Source organism: Microbacterium sp., from assembly GCF_039812165.1.
Classification (GTDB): Bacteria; Actinomycetota; Actinomycetes; order Actinomycetales; family Microbacteriaceae; genus Microbacterium.
Map to the genome: position 1 here is coordinate 1 of NZ_JBDIAB010000059.1, position 13,989 is coordinate 13,989.

At 71.4% G+C, this 13,989-nt stretch carries 11 protein-coding genes and 2 tRNA genes; 8 read left to right on the forward strand and 5 right to left on the reverse strand.

The genetic code is table 11. From position 1 onward, the window contains the following. Positions 1-84: 84 nt before the first annotated feature. Positions 85-155: transfer RNA gene (locus WML84_RS06925), tRNA-Gly, on the reverse strand. A 289-nt stretch (positions 156-444) separates the two neighbouring features. Here WML84_RS06925 and WML84_RS06930 point away from each other — a divergent pair. From WML84_RS06930 to clpX, 6 genes are all read left to right on the forward strand, one after another. After that, positions 445-521 (forward strand) — tRNA-Pro (locus tag WML84_RS06930). A 70-nt stretch (positions 522-591) separates the two neighbouring features. Further along, on the forward strand, positions 592-2,052 hold the full coding sequence (gene tig / locus WML84_RS06935; protein ID WP_347345412.1) for a trigger factor: 1,461 nt from the start codon (positions 592-594) through the stop codon (positions 2,050-2,052). Positions 2,053-2,124: 72 nt separating this feature from the next. Next, positions 2,125-2,607: a tetratricopeptide repeat protein gene (locus WML84_RS06940; RefSeq protein WP_347345413.1), complete on the forward strand. Its 483-nt coding sequence runs from the start codon at positions 2,125-2,127 to the stop codon at positions 2,605-2,607. Between the two features lie 125 nt (positions 2,608-2,732). Continuing rightward, positions 2,733-3,314 (forward strand): ATP-dependent Clp protease proteolytic subunit, encoded by a 582-nt coding sequence (locus WML84_RS06945; protein WP_347345414.1) that lies wholly within the window; start codon positions 2,733-2,735, stop codon positions 3,312-3,314. A 23-nt stretch (positions 3,315-3,337) separates the two neighbouring features. Then, positions 3,338-4,009, forward strand: coding sequence for an ATP-dependent Clp protease proteolytic subunit (locus tag WML84_RS06950; RefSeq protein WP_347345415.1), 672 nt, complete (start codon positions 3,338-3,340; stop codon positions 4,007-4,009). A gap of 160 nt (positions 4,010-4,169) precedes the next feature. Continuing rightward, positions 4,170-5,438, forward strand: coding sequence for an ATP-dependent Clp protease ATP-binding subunit ClpX (clpX, locus tag WML84_RS06955; protein WP_347345416.1), 1,269 nt, complete (start codon positions 4,170-4,172; stop codon positions 5,436-5,438). Between the two features lie 24 nt (positions 5,439-5,462). On the opposite strand, the gene WML84_RS06960 is transcribed toward clpX, so the two are convergent. The 4 genes from WML84_RS06960 to WML84_RS06975 form a co-directional block, all read right to left on the reverse strand. Continuing rightward, positions 5,463-7,523, reverse strand: coding sequence for a M3 family metallopeptidase (locus tag WML84_RS06960; RefSeq protein ID WP_347345417.1), 2,061 nt, complete (start codon positions 7,521-7,523; stop codon positions 5,463-5,465). Between the two features lie 26 nt (positions 7,524-7,549). After that, positions 7,550-7,792 carry a hypothetical protein gene (locus WML84_RS06965; protein WP_347345418.1) on the reverse strand — a complete coding sequence of 81 codons (243 nt, stop codon included), beginning with the start codon at positions 7,790-7,792 and terminating at the stop codon, positions 7,550-7,552. 1 nt (position 7,793) lies between these two features. Beyond that, the gene (valS, locus tag WML84_RS06970) at positions 7,794-10,370 is read right to left on the reverse strand and encodes a valine--tRNA ligase (RefSeq protein ID WP_347345419.1); all 2,577 of its coding nucleotides are present in this window, start codon (positions 10,368-10,370) and stop codon (positions 7,794-7,796) included. 125 nt (positions 10,371-10,495) lie between these two features. Continuing rightward, a complete protein-coding gene (locus tag WML84_RS06975; RefSeq protein ID WP_347345420.1) occupies positions 10,496-11,359 on the reverse strand; it encodes a Cof-type HAD-IIB family hydrolase in 864 nt (287 codons plus the stop codon). A gap of 211 nt (positions 11,360-11,570) precedes the next feature. On the opposite strand from WML84_RS06975, the gene WML84_RS06980 reads away from it, so the two are divergent. Together WML84_RS06980 and WML84_RS06985 are read left to right on the forward strand one after the other, a co-directional pair. Next, a complete protein-coding gene (locus WML84_RS06980; RefSeq protein ID WP_347345421.1) occupies positions 11,571-13,175 on the forward strand; it encodes an ABC transporter substrate-binding protein in 1,605 nt (534 codons plus the stop codon). A 14-nt stretch (positions 13,176-13,189) separates the two neighbouring features. Then, the coding region (locus WML84_RS06985; protein ID WP_347345422.1) for an ABC transporter permease at positions 13,190-13,989 on the forward strand (800 nt) is incomplete at its 3' end.

A 13,989-nucleotide genomic window follows, 5' to 3' on the forward strand; every position in this document is an offset into this window, starting at 1 on the left:
CCCCCGCACGCGAGATGCGGTCCCTACGGCAACCACGCGAATGCCCTGCCGCGCCGTCCTTCGGACGACACGTCAGGGCATCGGAGGGGATGACGGGAATCGAACCCGCACTACCAGTTTGGAAGACTGGGACTCTACCATTGAGCTACATCCCCGCAGCGGCATGGCCGCGGCATCCGCAAGTCTAGTGGACGCCGCGCGCGCCCCCGCACGCTCGGCTGCGACGCCCGCGCCCCTCTGGTCCCACCGAAGCCGTACGCGCGCCGACCCTCCAGCCATGCGCCGAGGACAGACCAGACTCATGGTCTCGCCGGAATGGGATTCCGCGCCGCACACCACCGGGCCACCGTCCGAACGACGCCGCGCGGGCCTTCAGGTGCCGGACGGACGAGGTCGGCTAGACTTGGCGGCGGCCGTTTACGGCGCACGGAGATCGTGCGCGCCCGGGGCGTAGCTCAGCTTGGTAGAGCGCCCGCTTTGGGAGCGGGAGGCCGCAGGTTCAAATCCTGTCGCCCCGACCACGGCCTCCCAGACCCAAGACCTTCCCGAACCGCGCGTGGGTGCGGCCGAATACGAGGAGAACGAACAGGCATGGTCACCAGCACCGTCGAGAAGCTCAGCCCGACCCGGGTGAAGCTCCGCATCACGGTCACCCCGGACGAGCTGAAGCCCAGCATCGCCCACGCGTACGAGCACATCGCCAAGGACGTCCAGGTCCCCGGCTTCCGCAAGGGCAAGGTGCCCGCGCCGATCATCGACCAGCGCGTCGGCCGCGGCGTCGTGCTCGAGCACGCCGTCAGCGACGGCCTCGACGCGTTCTACCGCGAGGCGATCCTCGAGCACGAGGTGCGCACCGTCGGCCGCCCGTCCGCCGACATCGTGGAGTGGCCGAACGAGAAGGACTTCTCCGGCGACCTGCAGGTCGAGGTCGAGGTCGACGTCCGTCCCGAGTTCGACCTGCCGGAGCTCGACGGCCTCACCGTCGAGATCGACGCCGCCGAGGTCGACGACGCGGCGGTGGACGCCGAGCTCGACCGCCTGCGCGCCCGCTTCGGCACGCTCGTGACCGTGGACCGCCCCGCGGCGACCGGCGACTTCGTCGAGCTCGACCTCGTCGCCACGATCGACGGCGCCGAGATCGATCGCGCCGAGGGCGTGTCGTACGAGATCGGCTCGGGCGAGCTGCTCGAGGGCATCGACGAGGCCGTCGAGTCGCTCACCGCGGGTGAGGACACGACGTTCCGCTCGAAGCTCATCGGCGGCGACCACGCCGGGCAAGAGGCCGAGGTCTCGGTCACGGTCACGGCGGTCAAGGAGCGCGAGCTCCCCGAGGCCGACGACGACTTCGCGCAGATCGCGAGCGAGTTCGACACGATCGGCGAGCTGCGCGAGAGCCTCGTCGAGCGCGTCGGCCAGCAGGCCGCGTTCGGCCAGGGCTCCGCGGCGCGCGAGAAGCTCATCGAGGTGCTGCTCGAGAAGATCGACATCCCCGTGCCGGCGCAGCTCGTCGAGGACGAGGTGCACGCGCACCTCGAGGGCGAGGGCCGCCTGGAGGACGACGAGCACCGCGCCGAGGTCACCGAGGCGAGCCAGAAGCAGTTCCGCACCCAGATGCTCCTCGACAAGATCGTCGAGCAGCACGACGTGCAGGTCTCGCAGGAGGAGCTCACGCAGTACCTCATCCAGTCGTCCGCGCAGTACGGCATGGCCCCGCAGGAGTTCGTCGAGGCGCTGCAGCAGGGCAACCAGCTGCCCGTCATGGTCGGCGAGGTCGCCCGCAACAAGGCGCTCGCGATCGCCCTCGGCAAGGTCACCGTCGTCGACACGAACGGCAAGCCCGTCGACCTGGCCGGCTTCGTCGCCGTCGAGGGCGAGGAGCCCGTCGCCGACGCCGAGGAGGAGGTCGTCGAGGAGGCGCAGGACATCGCGGATGCCGCGGCCGACGCCGAGGCGATCATCGAGGCCGAGGAGGCCCCCGCAGAGGAGGCCCCGAAGAAGAAGGCTCCCGCCAAGCGCAAGCCGGCGGCGAAGAAGGCCGATGCGGCCGAGTAGTCGCTGACGATCAGAGGGGTGGATGCCGCGGCATCCGCCCCTCTGCCGTTCGAGACGCAGACGGAGGACACGATGACCGACTGGGATGCGCGGGTCGAGGCGGTGTGGGCCGACGAGCGGCTGACGGATGCCGAGCGCATCCCGCTCATCGACGCGCTGGCGTCGGAGCGAGGCCCCGACGACGCGCGTGCGCTGTTCGAACGCGCCGGCGCTCGCGACTCCGCGGGCATCGAGACCGAGGCCGTCGAGCTGTACCGCGCGGCTCTCGCCGCGGGCCTCGACGAGGAGCATCGTGCGCAGGCGGTCATCCAGCTCGCGAGCACGCTGCGGAACCTGGGGGAGATCGCCGACTCCCTCGAGCTGCTGCGCGCCGAACGGGGGCGCGGCGGTGCCTTTGCCGACGCGGCCTCCGCCTTCTACGCGCTCGCGCTCGCCTCGGCCGGAGAGCCTCGCGCCGCGGCGGCGGTCGCCCTCGAGGCGTTGGCGCCGCACCTGCCCCGGTACACGCGCTCGGTCACCGCGTACGCGCGCGAGCTCGCCGCCGACGCCGGATAGCCGAGCCGGTCCGGGCGCGCGGAGGGCCCGGCATCCGACCCCTCGCTCTGCCCAGGGCGAACACGGGCGGGTCGGTGCGGACGCGCCGGTAGATTCGATGCGACGAAACCGGAACGGGAGTGAACATGGCCGAACCCCTTGTCGCGACGAGTGTCTTCGACAGGCTGCTGAAGGACCGCATCATCTGGCTGGGCTCTGAGGTGCGCGACGACAACGCGAACGAGATCTGCGCGAAGATCCTGCTCCTGGCCGCCGAGGACTCGCAGAAGGACATCTACCTCTACATCAACTCGCCCGGCGGCTCGATCACCGCGGGCATGGCGATCTACGACACGATGCAGTTCGTGCCGAACGACATCGTGACCGTCGGCATCGGCATGGCCGCCTCGATGGGCCAGCTGCTGCTCACGAGCGGCACGAAGGGCAAGCGCTACATCACGCCGAACGCGCGCGTGCTGCTGCACCAGCCGCACGGCGGCTTCGGCGGCACCGCCAGCGACATCCAGACGCAGGCGCAGCTGATCCTCGACATGAAGCGGCGCCTCGCCGAGATCACCGCCGGCCAGACCGGCAAGAGCGTCGAGCAGATCAACGCCGACGGCGACCGCGACCGCTGGTTCAACGCCGAGCAGGCGCTGGAGTACGGCTTCGTCGACCACATCCGCGAGCACGCCGTCGACGTGACCGGCGGCGGCGGAACCAAGTGACCACCCGAAGGAGAGAGAACCACATGAACGTCCCCACCTTCGGTGGCACCGCGCACCAAGGCCTGCAGGCGCCGGGAAGCCGCTACATCCTGCCGCAGTTCGAGGAGCGCACGGCCTACGGCTACAAGCGCCAGGACCCGTACAACAAGCTGTTCGAGGACCGCGTCATCTTCCTGGGCGTCCAGGTCGACGACGCCTCGGCCGACGACGTCATGGCCCAGCTGCTCGTGCTCGAGAGCCAGGACCCCGACCGCGACATCGTGATGTACATCAACTCGCCGGGCGGCTCGTTCACGGCCATGACGGCGATCTACGACACGATGCAGTACGTGTCGCCGCAGATCCAGACGGTCGTGCTCGGACAGGCCGCGTCCGCGGCATCCGTCCTGCTCGCCGCCGGCGCCCCCGGCAAGCGCCTGGCGCTGCCGAACGCGCGCATCCTGATGCACCAGCCCGCCGTGGGCGAGTCCGGCCACGGCCAGGCGTCCGACATCGAGATCCAGGCCGCCGAGATCCTGCGCATGCGCACGTGGCTCGAGGACACGATGGCCAAGCACACCAACCGCACGGCCGCGCAGGTCAACAAGGACATCGACCGCGACAAGATCCTGTCGGCGACCGAGGCCCTGGAGTATGGCATCGTCGACCAGGTGCTCACGTCGCGCAAGCGCGTGCCGGCGGCGCTCACCAGCTGAGCTCCCCACCGGAGACCGACGAGGCCCCGCCCGCGATCGCGCGGCGGGGCCTCGTCGTCGGCACGCGGGGCGAGACATCGCCCGGCACAATCCGCCCGTTGTCCGTGCCAGCGATTAGGCTCGGAGGGCAGCAGCCCGGCCCGCGACGAGGAGGAGCGCCATGGCACGCATCGGTGAGAGCGCCGACCTGTTCAAGTGCTCCTTCTGTGGCAAGAGCCAGAAGCAGGTGCAGCAGCTGATCGCCGGCCCCGGCGTGTACATCTGCGACGAATGCGTCGAGCTGTGCAACGAGATCATCGAGGAGCGCATGGCCGAGTCGGTCGACGGCACCGTCGCCGAGTTCGACCTCCCCAAGCCGCGCGAGATCTTCGCGTTCCTCGAGGACTACGTCGTCGGCCAGGACCCGGCCAAGCGGGCTCTCGCGGTCGCCGTCTACAACCACTACAAGCGCATCCGCTCGCACACGACCCTGCAGCCGGCCGAGCAGCGCGCCGACGAGGTCGAGATCGCCAAGAGCAACATCCTCCTCCTCGGCCCCACCGGCTGCGGCAAGACGTATCTGGCGCAGACGCTCGCCAAGCGCCTGAACGTCCCGTTCGCGGTGGCGGATGCCACGGCCCTCACCGAGGCCGGCTACGTCGGCGAGGACGTGGAGAACATCCTCCTGAAGCTCCTGCAGGCCGCCGACTTCGACGTGAAGCGCGCCGAGACCGGCATCATCTACATCGACGAGGTCGACAAGATCGCCCGCAAGGCCGAGAACCCGTCGATCACGCGCGACGTGTCGGGCGAGGGCGTGCAGCAGGCGCTGCTGAAGATCCTCGAGGGCACGGTGGCGTCCGTGCCGCCGCAGGGCGGCCGCAAGCATCCGCACCAGGAGTTCATCCAGATCGACACGACGAACGTGCTGTTCATCGTCGCCGGCGCCTTCGCCGGGCTCGAGGACATCATCTCGGCGCGCGTCGGCAAGCACGGCGTCGGCTTCGGAGCACCGCTCCACGACAAGGGCAAGGACCTCGACCTGTTCAGCGAGGTGCAGCCGGAAGACCTCCACAAGTTCGGGCTCATCCCCGAGTTCATCGGGCGCCTGCCCGTCGTCACGTCGGTGACGCCGCTGTCGCAGGACACGCTCGTGGAGATCCTCACCGTCCCGAAGAACGCGTTCGTCAAGCAGTATCAGCGCATGTTCGCGATCGACGGCGTGCAGCTGGAGTTCGAGGAGGAGGCGCTCCGCGCCATCGCCGACCTCGCCGTCGCCCGCAAGACCGGCGCGCGCGGGCTCCGCGCGATCCTCGAAGACGTGCTCGGCCCGATCATGTTCGAGATCCCGTCGACCGACGACGTCGACAAGGTGATCGTGACGCGCGCGAGCGTGATCAACGGCGACCCGCCGACGCTCGTGCTGCGCCGCAAGCGCAAGAGCGCCTGACCCTCGGCACGCCCGGCGCCGACCTCAGTCGGCGAGGCCGCGGCGCTTCAGCAGGGGGCCGATCTCGGCATCCCGCCCCCGGAACTCGCGATAGGCCTCGAGCGGGTCCTTCGACCCGCCGACGCCGAGGACGAGCTCGCGGAAGCGGTCGCCGTTCGCACGCGTGAGTCCGCCGTTGGACCGGAACCACTCGACGGTATCGGCGTCGAGCACCTCGCTCCAGATGTACGAGTAGTACCCCGCGCTGTAGCCGCCCGAGAACACGTGCGCGAAGTACGCCGACGAGTAGCGCGGCGGCACCACAGGGTCGTCGAGGCCGATGTCGGCCAGGGCGGATGCCTCGAACCCGGCGACGTCGGTGATGGCGGCGGCCTCGTCGGCGGTGAGCGAGTGCCACGCCTGGTCGAGCCACGCCGCCGCGAGGTACTCGCTGGTCGCGAAGCCCTGGTCGAACGTCTCGGATGCCATCAGCCGCTCGACCACGTCGGCGGGGAGCGGCTCGTCGGTGTCGACGTGTCGCGCGTACTCGGCGAGCACCTCGGGCCACGTGATCCACATCTCGTTGACCTGGCTCGGGAACTCCACGAAGTCGCGGAACACCGCCGTGCCGGCGAAGTGCGGGTAGGCGACCCGCGCGAACAGCCCGTGCAGCGCGTGCCCGAACTCGTGGAAGAGCGTCGTGACCTCGTCGAGGGTCAGGAGGGTCGGCTCGCCGGGAGCGGGCTTCGGCACGTTCAGGTTGTTCACGACGATCGGCCGCGTACCGCGCAGGTGCGACTGCGACACGATCGAGTTCATCCAGGCACCGCCCCGCTTGGTGTCACGCGTGTAGAGGTCGAGGACGAACAGCCCGAGCACGCCGCCGTCGGCCTCGTACACCTCGAAGACGCGCGCGTCGGGGTGGTAGGCGTGCAGGTCGCCGCGCTCGGTGAACGTGAGGCCGTACAGGCGGTGCGCGGTGCGGAACACGCCCTCCCACAGCACGCGCTCGGCCTCGAACCAGGGCCGCAGCGCCGCGCGGTCGAGATCGAACTCCGCCTGCCGCACCTTCTCGGTGTAGAACGCCCAGTCGTGCGCCTCGACCGGGAACGGGTGGTCGCCGGCATCCACGATCGCCTGCAGCGCCGCGCGCTCGCGGCGGGCGTTCGCCGCGGCGGGCACCGCGAGCCGGCGCAGCAGCCCGTGCACGGCCTCGGGGGAGCCGGCGGTCTCGTCGCTCGTGACGTAGGCGGCGTGGCTGTCGTAGCCGAGCAGTGCGGCGCGCTCGGCGCGCAGCCACACGATCTCGAGCAGCACCGCCCGGTTGTCGTGCGCGCCGCCGCGGGCGCCGCGGGCACGCGAGGCCGCGAGGAGACGGCGCCGGCTCTCGCGGTCGGTGAGGCTCGCGAGGTACGGATGCCCGGTGAACAGCGTCAGCGTCACGACGTGCGTGCCGTCGAGGCCACGGTCGGCCGCGTTCCGCGCCGTCGCCGACAGCTCCCCGGGCGTGAGGCCGTCGAGCTCGGCCGCGTCGTCGAAGACGACGGCGAGCTCGTTGGTGTCGGCGAGGAGGTTCTTCTCGAACGTCGTCGTGAGCACGGACAGGCGCTGGTTGAGCGCGGTGAGGCGCTCCTTGTCGGCGTCGTCGAGGCCCGCGCCGGCGTGCGTCAACTCGCGGTGGCGGCGCTCCACGAGGTAGCGGTCCTCGGGGCTGAGGTCGAGCTCGTCGAGCCGGTCGTGGAGCGCGGCGATGCGCCGGTAGAGCCGCGGGTCGAGCTGGATCGCGTCGTGATGCGCGGCCATGAGCGGCGCGAGGGTCTCCTCGATCTCCTGGATCTCGGGCGTCGCGTCGGCGGATGCCACCGTGTAGAACGCCGCGGCGACGCGCTCCAGCAGCTCGCCCGAGCGCTCCAGCGCCACGATCGTGTTCCGGAAGGTCGGCGCCGTCCGCGCGAGCGTGATCGCGGCGACCTCGGCCCGCTGCTCGGCGAACGCCCGCTCGAACGCCGGCAGGTAGTGCTCCGGGCGGATCGCGGCGTAGTCGGGCAGCCCGTAGGGGAGCGTGCTCGGCGTCAGGAGGGGGTTGGAGGCGGCGGCATCCGTCATGCCCTCCACGCTAGCCGCGCGAGCGGTCAGCCGAACTCGTCGTCGGGATCGTGCCGGACGACCGGACGGCCGCTGTGCGCGTCGACCGTCACGAGCACGCCCGTGTCGAGCTCGACCACGGGGCGCCCCTCCAGCCACGTGAGCGTCCAGCTCGGCCGCGGCGTGCCCGGCGGCAGGTCGCGCTCGATCGCGGCGATCGTGTCGCGCAGCACGGCGGGGACGGATGCCGGCGGCTCGGAGCCGGCGACCCACCGCGTTCCCATGCGCATGTCAGCTCTCCTGCGCCGCGAGCTCGATGCGGTCGATGACCAGCTCGCTCCCGCCGTCGAGCAGCTCGAGCTGCTCGATGCGTCCCACCGCGCGCAGGTCGCCCTCGGCGAGCCGCAGGCGCGCGATCGTGGCGTCGTCGGCACGCAGCACGAGGGTCGCGACCGGGGTCTTCTGCGACGCCTTCGCCTCGGTCTTCGCGCGGCGGATGCCGACGAGGGCCGCGCTGGCCGCCACGAGCACGGCCGGGTCGCCGTCCGCGCCGAGGGGCTCCGGCCACGACGCGGTGTGCACCGAGCCGTCCTCGAACCACGACCACGCCTCCTCGGCCGCGAACGCGAGCACCGGCGCCAGCAGGCGCAGGAGCGTCGACAGGGCGAGGCGCAGGGCGAGCGCCGCGGACGCCTGGCCCACGTCGGTCTGGTTGTACGCGCGCTCCTTGACGAGCTCGAGGTAGTCGTCGCAGAAGGTCCAGAAGAACGCCTCGGTCACCTCCAGCGCGCGGGCGTGGTCGTAGGCCTCGTAGGCCCGCGTGGCGTCGCGCACGACCTGGTCGAGCGTCGCGAGCATCGACGCGTCGAGCGCGTGGGTGATCTCCGCGTCCTCCGGCACCGGGAACGACAGCACGAACTTCGCCGCGTTCAGCACCTTGATCGCGAGGCGCCGGCCGATCTTCACCTGCGTCGGGTTCTGCGGGTCGAACGCGGCGTCGGCGCCGAGCCGGCTCGACGCGGCCCAGTAGCGCACGGCGTCCGTGCCGTGACCGGCGAGGATGTCGGCCGGGGTGACGACGTTGCCCTTCGACTTCGACATCTTCTTGCGGTCGGGGTCGACGATGAAGCCCGAGATCGCGGCATCCCGCCACGGCGCCCGGCCGTCTTCGAGGGCGCTGCGGAGCATCGTGGAGAACAGCCACGTGCGGATGATGTCCTGACCCTGCGGGCGCACGTCGAACGGCGCCACGAGGCTCCACAGCTCGGGGTCGCGCTCCCAGCCGCCGGCCAGCTGCGGCGTCAGCGACGACGTGGCCCACGTGTCGAAGATGTCGCGCTCGCCGTCGAACCCGCCCGGCACGCCGCGCTGGTCGGCCGTGTAGCCCGCGGGGACGTCGACGGTCGGGTCGACCGGCAGCCGCTCCTCGGCGGGGATCAGCACGCGCTCGTAGTCGCGCTCGCCGTTCTCGTCGAGCGCGTACCAGACCGGGATCGGCACGCCGAAGAAGCGCTGGCGCGACACGAGCCAGTCTCCCGTGAGGCCGTTGGTCCAGTTCTCGTAGCGCACGCGCATGAAGTCGGGATGCCACGACAGCTCCGCCCCGAGCTCGATGAGCCGGTCGCGCAGGGCCTCGTCGCGGGCGCCGTTGCGGACGTACCACTGCCGCGTGGAGACGATCTCCATCGGCCGGTCGCCCTTCTCGTAGAACTTCACGACGTGGCTGAAGGGCCGGGGCTCGCCGATCAGCTCGCCCGACTCGCGCAGCAGCTCGACGACGCGCTTCTTGGCGCTGAACACCGTCTTGCCGACGAGCTCCGCGTAGGCGGCCTTCGCGGCATCCGTCACGATCGCCTCGGGGACGTCGGCGGTGACGCGGCCGTCCTCGCCGAGGATCGTGCGGTTCGGCAGGTCGAGCTCGCGCCACCACACGATGTCGGTCACGTCGCCGAAGGTGCAGATCATCGCGATGCCCGAGCCCTTGTCCTGCTGGGCGAGCGGGTGGGCGAGCACCGGCACCTCGACCTCGAACAGCGGCGTGCGCACGGTCGAGCCGAAGAACGGCTGGTAGCGCTCGTCGTCGGGGTGGGCGACCAGGGCCACGCACGCGGCGAGGAGCTCCGGACGGGTCGTCTCGATGTGGATGTCGCCGCCGCCGTCGGTGCGGTGGAAGGCGATGCGGTGGTACGCGGCCTGCTGCTCGCGGTCCTCGAGCTCGGCCTGCGCGATCGCGGTGCGGAAGTCGATGTCCCACAGGGTCGGCGCGAGCGCCTGGTAGGCCTCGCCGCGCTCGAGGTTGCGCACGAACGCGAGCTGGCTCGTGCGGATCGTCTCGTCCGAGATCGTGCGATACGTCTGGGTCCAGTCGACGCTCAGCCCGAGCTGGCGGAACAGCGCCTCGAAGTGCTTCTCGTCCTCGACCGTCAGCCGCTCGCACAGCTCGATGAAGTTGCGGCGGCTGATGGGCTTCTGGTCGGCCGCGCGGCTCGACTTGTTGTCGCCGCCCTCGAAGGGGGGAGTGAAGTCGGGGTCGTACGGCAGCGACGGGTCGCAGCGCACGCCGTAGAAGTTCTGCACGCGGCGCTCGGTGGGAAGGCCGTTGTCGTCCCAGCCCATCGGGTAGAAGACGGTCTTGCCGCGCATGCGCTCGAACCGCACCTTGAGGTCGGTGTGCGTGAACGAGAACACGTGACCGATGTGGAGGCTGCCCGACGCGGTCGGCGGAGGAGTGTCGACCGAGTACACGCCGTCGCGGCCCCGCGTCTTGGCCGCCTCGCGGTCGAACAGGTACGTGCCCCGCTCCGACCAGACGGAGTCCCACTTCTGCTCGAGTCCTTCCAGAGCCGGCTTGTCAGGGATGTGCGCCATGGAGGTCTCCTCGAGCGATATGTGCGGCACCGTGTGTGCGTGCCTGAGTGTGGGGAACCCGCCCATTCTATCGGGACGGCGGATGACGACCGTCGGGCCCGATTCCGGCTCGCCGCTCCGCCGGCTCAGAGCTCCGGCAGCGCGGCCAGCCAGCGCAGCGCGGCGGCCACGCCGTGGTCGTCCGCGCTCGCGGTGACGAAGTCCGCGTGGGCGAGCACCGCCGGACGCGCGTTGGCGGGCGCGATCGACAGCCCGGCGTAGGCGAACAGGCCGAGGTCGTTGTGCCCGTCGCCGATCGCGACGACGGCGGCCGGCTCGATGCCGTCGGCGTCCGCGATGACGCGGACCCCGGTGGCCTTGTCGATGCCGCGGGCGGTGACCTCGAGGTAGCGGGGGTGCGAGCTCTCCACCGATACCGACGCGCGCAGCCGGTCGGCGATGGGCGCGGCGTCCGCCGGGTCGTCGACGATGAGGAGCAGCTTCTCGGGCGCGTCGGCGCCCTCGAACCCGTCGACCACGTCGGGCTCGATGCCGACGATCGACGCCTCCCACGCGACGCCGGTCGTGACCCGTTCCACGAGCCACCGCTCGCCGGTGTACCAGTTCACCGACGCGCCGGCGCGGTGGGCGAGCGCCGCCGCCTCGCGGGCGACGTCGTGCCGGATCGGCCGGCTGGCGTGCACCCGCAGGCGCCCGGCCGGGTCGTACGAGCCGACGAGCGCGCCCTGGCACGACACGAACGACGCGGGCTCGGTAAGGCCGAGCTCGAGCAGGAACGCGCGCAGCGCGGCCGGCGGGCGCGACGAGGCGAGCACGACCGCGATGCCCGCGGCGACGGCATCCCGCACGGCGGCGACCGTCTCGCCGGCGAGCCGGTGGTCGGAGCCGATCAGGGTGCCGTCGACGTCGATGGCCACGAGGCACGGGCGCCGCGTCGGCACGCGGGCGTCCGGGCGGTTCGGTCGGGGCGCGGTGTCGGATGCCGTCATGCCCCGAGCCTACGGTCCGCCGCGCGTCGTCCCCGGTCGCACGGCGCCGGTTTCCGCGATGGCGCCAGTTCCCTGCGATGGCGCCACATGTTTCGTAGGGCCGAAGCAGGAAGGTGTCGCCAACAGTGCAATAGGAGCGACGCGACCGGTTCTTGCACCGGGTCCAACAGCTAGGCTGGACGGTATCCCTTCACCTGACCCGAGGTCTCGCATGCCCGCCCCGCGCCGTCTCCTGCTCGCCGCCGCCGCCCTGTCCGTCGCCGCTCTCGCGCTGTCGTCGTGCACGGCGGGCCCCTCCTCCGACGACGGAGGCGAGGTGGTCTGGGCGATCGAGGGCGCGAACCTCTCCGAGGGCCACATGGACCCGCAGACGAGCCAGCTCGACGTCTCGGCGATGGTGCAGCGGGCCGTGCTCGACTCGCTCGTCTTCCAGGAGGCCGACGGCTCGTTCTCACCGTGGCTGGCCACCGACTGGGAGATCTCGGACGACGCGACCGAGTACACCTTCCATCTGCGCGACGACGTCACCTTCCACGACGGCGAGCCGTTCGACGCCGAAGCGGTGAAGGCGAACTTCGACCGCATCGTCGACCCCGAGACGGCGTCGGCGCAGGCGGCGAGCATGCTCGGGGCCGACTTCTACGCGGGCACCGAGGTGGTCGACGACCACACCGTGACCGTGAGCTTCACGCAGCCGTACGCGCCGTTCCTGCAGGCGGCGAGCACGGCGCAGCTCGGCTTCTACTCGCCGGCCGTGCTGGAGTCGTCCGCCGACGAGCTCAAGGCCGGCGGACCCGGCATCACGGTCGGCACGGGGGCGTTCGAGCTCACCGACTACACGCCCAAGCAGGAGATCGTCTACACGCGCAACGACGACTACGCGTGGGGCCCGCACGGCGAGGGCGCCCCGAAGGTCGAGACGCTGCGCGTGGAGATCCTGCCCGAGGCGTCCGTCCGCGTCGGCGTGGTGGAGAGCGGCGAGGCCGACCTCGCCAGCCAGCTGCCGCCGAACCTCGCGGCCGAGCTCCCCGACTCGCTCACGGTCGACTCGATCGAGTACCCGGGCCTGCCGTACTCGCTGTTCCTCAACGAGAAGCACGGCGTGTTCGCCGACGAGCGCGTGCGCCAGGCCTTCTCGCGTGCGATCGACATCGACGCGGCCGTCGAGGAGATCTACTTCGGCAAGTTCCCGCGGGCCTGGAGCATCCTCGGCTCGACGACGCCCGGCTACGACGCGTCGCTCGAGGGCACGTGGCCCTTCGACCAGGACGAGGCGAACCGCCTGCTCGACGAGGCCGGCTGGACGACGCGGGATGCCGACGGCATCCGCACCAAGGACGGCGCGCGCCTCTCCGCGCGCTGGATCGCATGGACCCCGGTGCCCGACGACCGCGTCGCGCTCGCCAACGCGATCCAGTCCGATCTCAAGGCCGTCGGCTTCGACCTGGTGCGCGAGGTGCTCGAGCCCGGCGCCTACAACGAGCAGTACGGCCCGAAGACGTTCGACGTCACGGACTGGGGCTTCTCGGGCGCCGACCCCGACCTGCTCCGCAGCCACCTGCACACCGACGGGTTCCAGAACGCGTCGCAGGTGAGCGACCCCGAGATCGACGCCCTGCTCGAGGGCGCGATCGCCACGACCGACACCGACGCGCGGGCCGAGCTGTACGCGCAGCTGCAGCAGTGGAACGCGCAGCACGTCGCGATCGTGCCGCTGTACAGCCCGGCGCTCATCACGGCCGTGGGAGACACCGTGAGCGGTCTCGCCTACGACATCTACGGCCGCCCGCTGTTCTACGGCGTCACCGTCGGCTGAGGCTCGACCGGTCGTTGAGCGAGGGCAGCGAGACGAGGCGGCCCCACGGGCGCACGACGCGGGCCGTGCTCGCGCGCGTCGCGGGATCGGCGGCATCCGTCGTCGTCGTGCTGTGGGGCGCCGCGACGCTCGCGTTCCTCGCCTTCCGGGTGATCCCGGGCGACCCGGTCTCGGTCATGCTCGGCCCGCTCGCGAACGTGAGCGAGACGGTCAAGGACGCGATCCGGGCCGAGCTGGGCCTCGGCCGTCCCCTGGTCGAGCAGTACCTCGCCTACCTCGGCGGGCTCCTGCGCGGCGACCTGGGGGAGTCGTACCAGCTGCGGATGCCGGTGGCGGACGTCATCGGCCGCCAGCTCGTCCCGACGCTGCAGCTCACCGCGCTCGCCCTCGCGATCGCGCTGGTCATCGCGTTCGCGGTCGTGCTCGTCGCGCGCGGCAGGGTGTCGCGCGGCGTCGCCGCGGCGGCCGAGCTCGTCGTGCTGTCGTCGCCGGTGTTCTGGATCGGCCTGGTGCTGCTGAGCGTCTTCGCGTTCGGCCTGGGCTGGTTCCCGGTGTCGGGCTCGCGCAACCCGGCGACGATCGTGCTGCCGGCGATCACGCTGGCCCTGCCGGTCGCGGCGCTCGTCGGGCAGGTGCTGCGCGACGGCATCGAGGCCGCCGAGCGGCAGCCGTTCGCCCTCACGGTGCGCGCCCGTGGGGCCGGCCCCACGCGGCTCACGCTGCACCACACGCTGCGGCACGGCGCCTCCGGCGCGATCACGCTCGCCGCCTACCTCGTCGGAACGCTCCTCGGCGGCGCCGTGCTCGTCGAGAC

Excerpts from the sequence above, each read along its gene's own strand:
- WML84_RS06945 (WP_347345414.1), top strand. The coding sequence starts at position 2,733 with ATGGCCGAACCCCTTGTCGCGACGAGTGTCTTCGACAGGCTGCTGAAG.
- valS (WP_347345419.1), bottom strand. The coding sequence starts at position 10,370 with ATGGCGCACATCCCTGACAAGCCGGCTCTGGAAGGACTCGAGCAGAAG.
- WML84_RS06950 (WP_347345415.1), top strand. The coding sequence starts at position 3,338 with ATGAACGTCCCCACCTTCGGTGGCACCGCGCACCAAGGCCTGCAGGCG.
- clpX (WP_347345416.1), top strand. The coding sequence starts at position 4,170 with ATGGCACGCATCGGTGAGAGCGCCGACCTGTTCAAGTGCTCCTTCTGT.
- WML84_RS06980 (WP_347345421.1), top strand. The coding sequence starts at position 11,571 with ATGCCCGCCCCGCGCCGTCTCCTGCTCGCCGCCGCCGCCCTGTCCGTC.
- tig (WP_347345412.1), top strand. The coding sequence starts at position 592 with ATGGTCACCAGCACCGTCGAGAAGCTCAGCCCGACCCGGGTGAAGCTC.
- WML84_RS06960 (WP_347345417.1), bottom strand. The coding sequence starts at position 7,523 with ATGACGGATGCCGCCGCCTCCAACCCCCTCCTGACGCCGAGCACGCTC.
- WML84_RS06965 (WP_347345418.1), bottom strand. The coding sequence starts at position 7,792 with ATGCGCATGGGAACGCGGTGGGTCGCCGGCTCCGAGCCGCCGGCATCC.
- WML84_RS06940 (WP_347345413.1), top strand. The coding sequence starts at position 2,125 with ATGACCGACTGGGATGCGCGGGTCGAGGCGGTGTGGGCCGACGAGCGG.
- WML84_RS06975 (WP_347345420.1), bottom strand. The coding sequence starts at position 11,359 with ATGACGGCATCCGACACCGCGCCCCGACCGAACCGCCCGGACGCCCGC.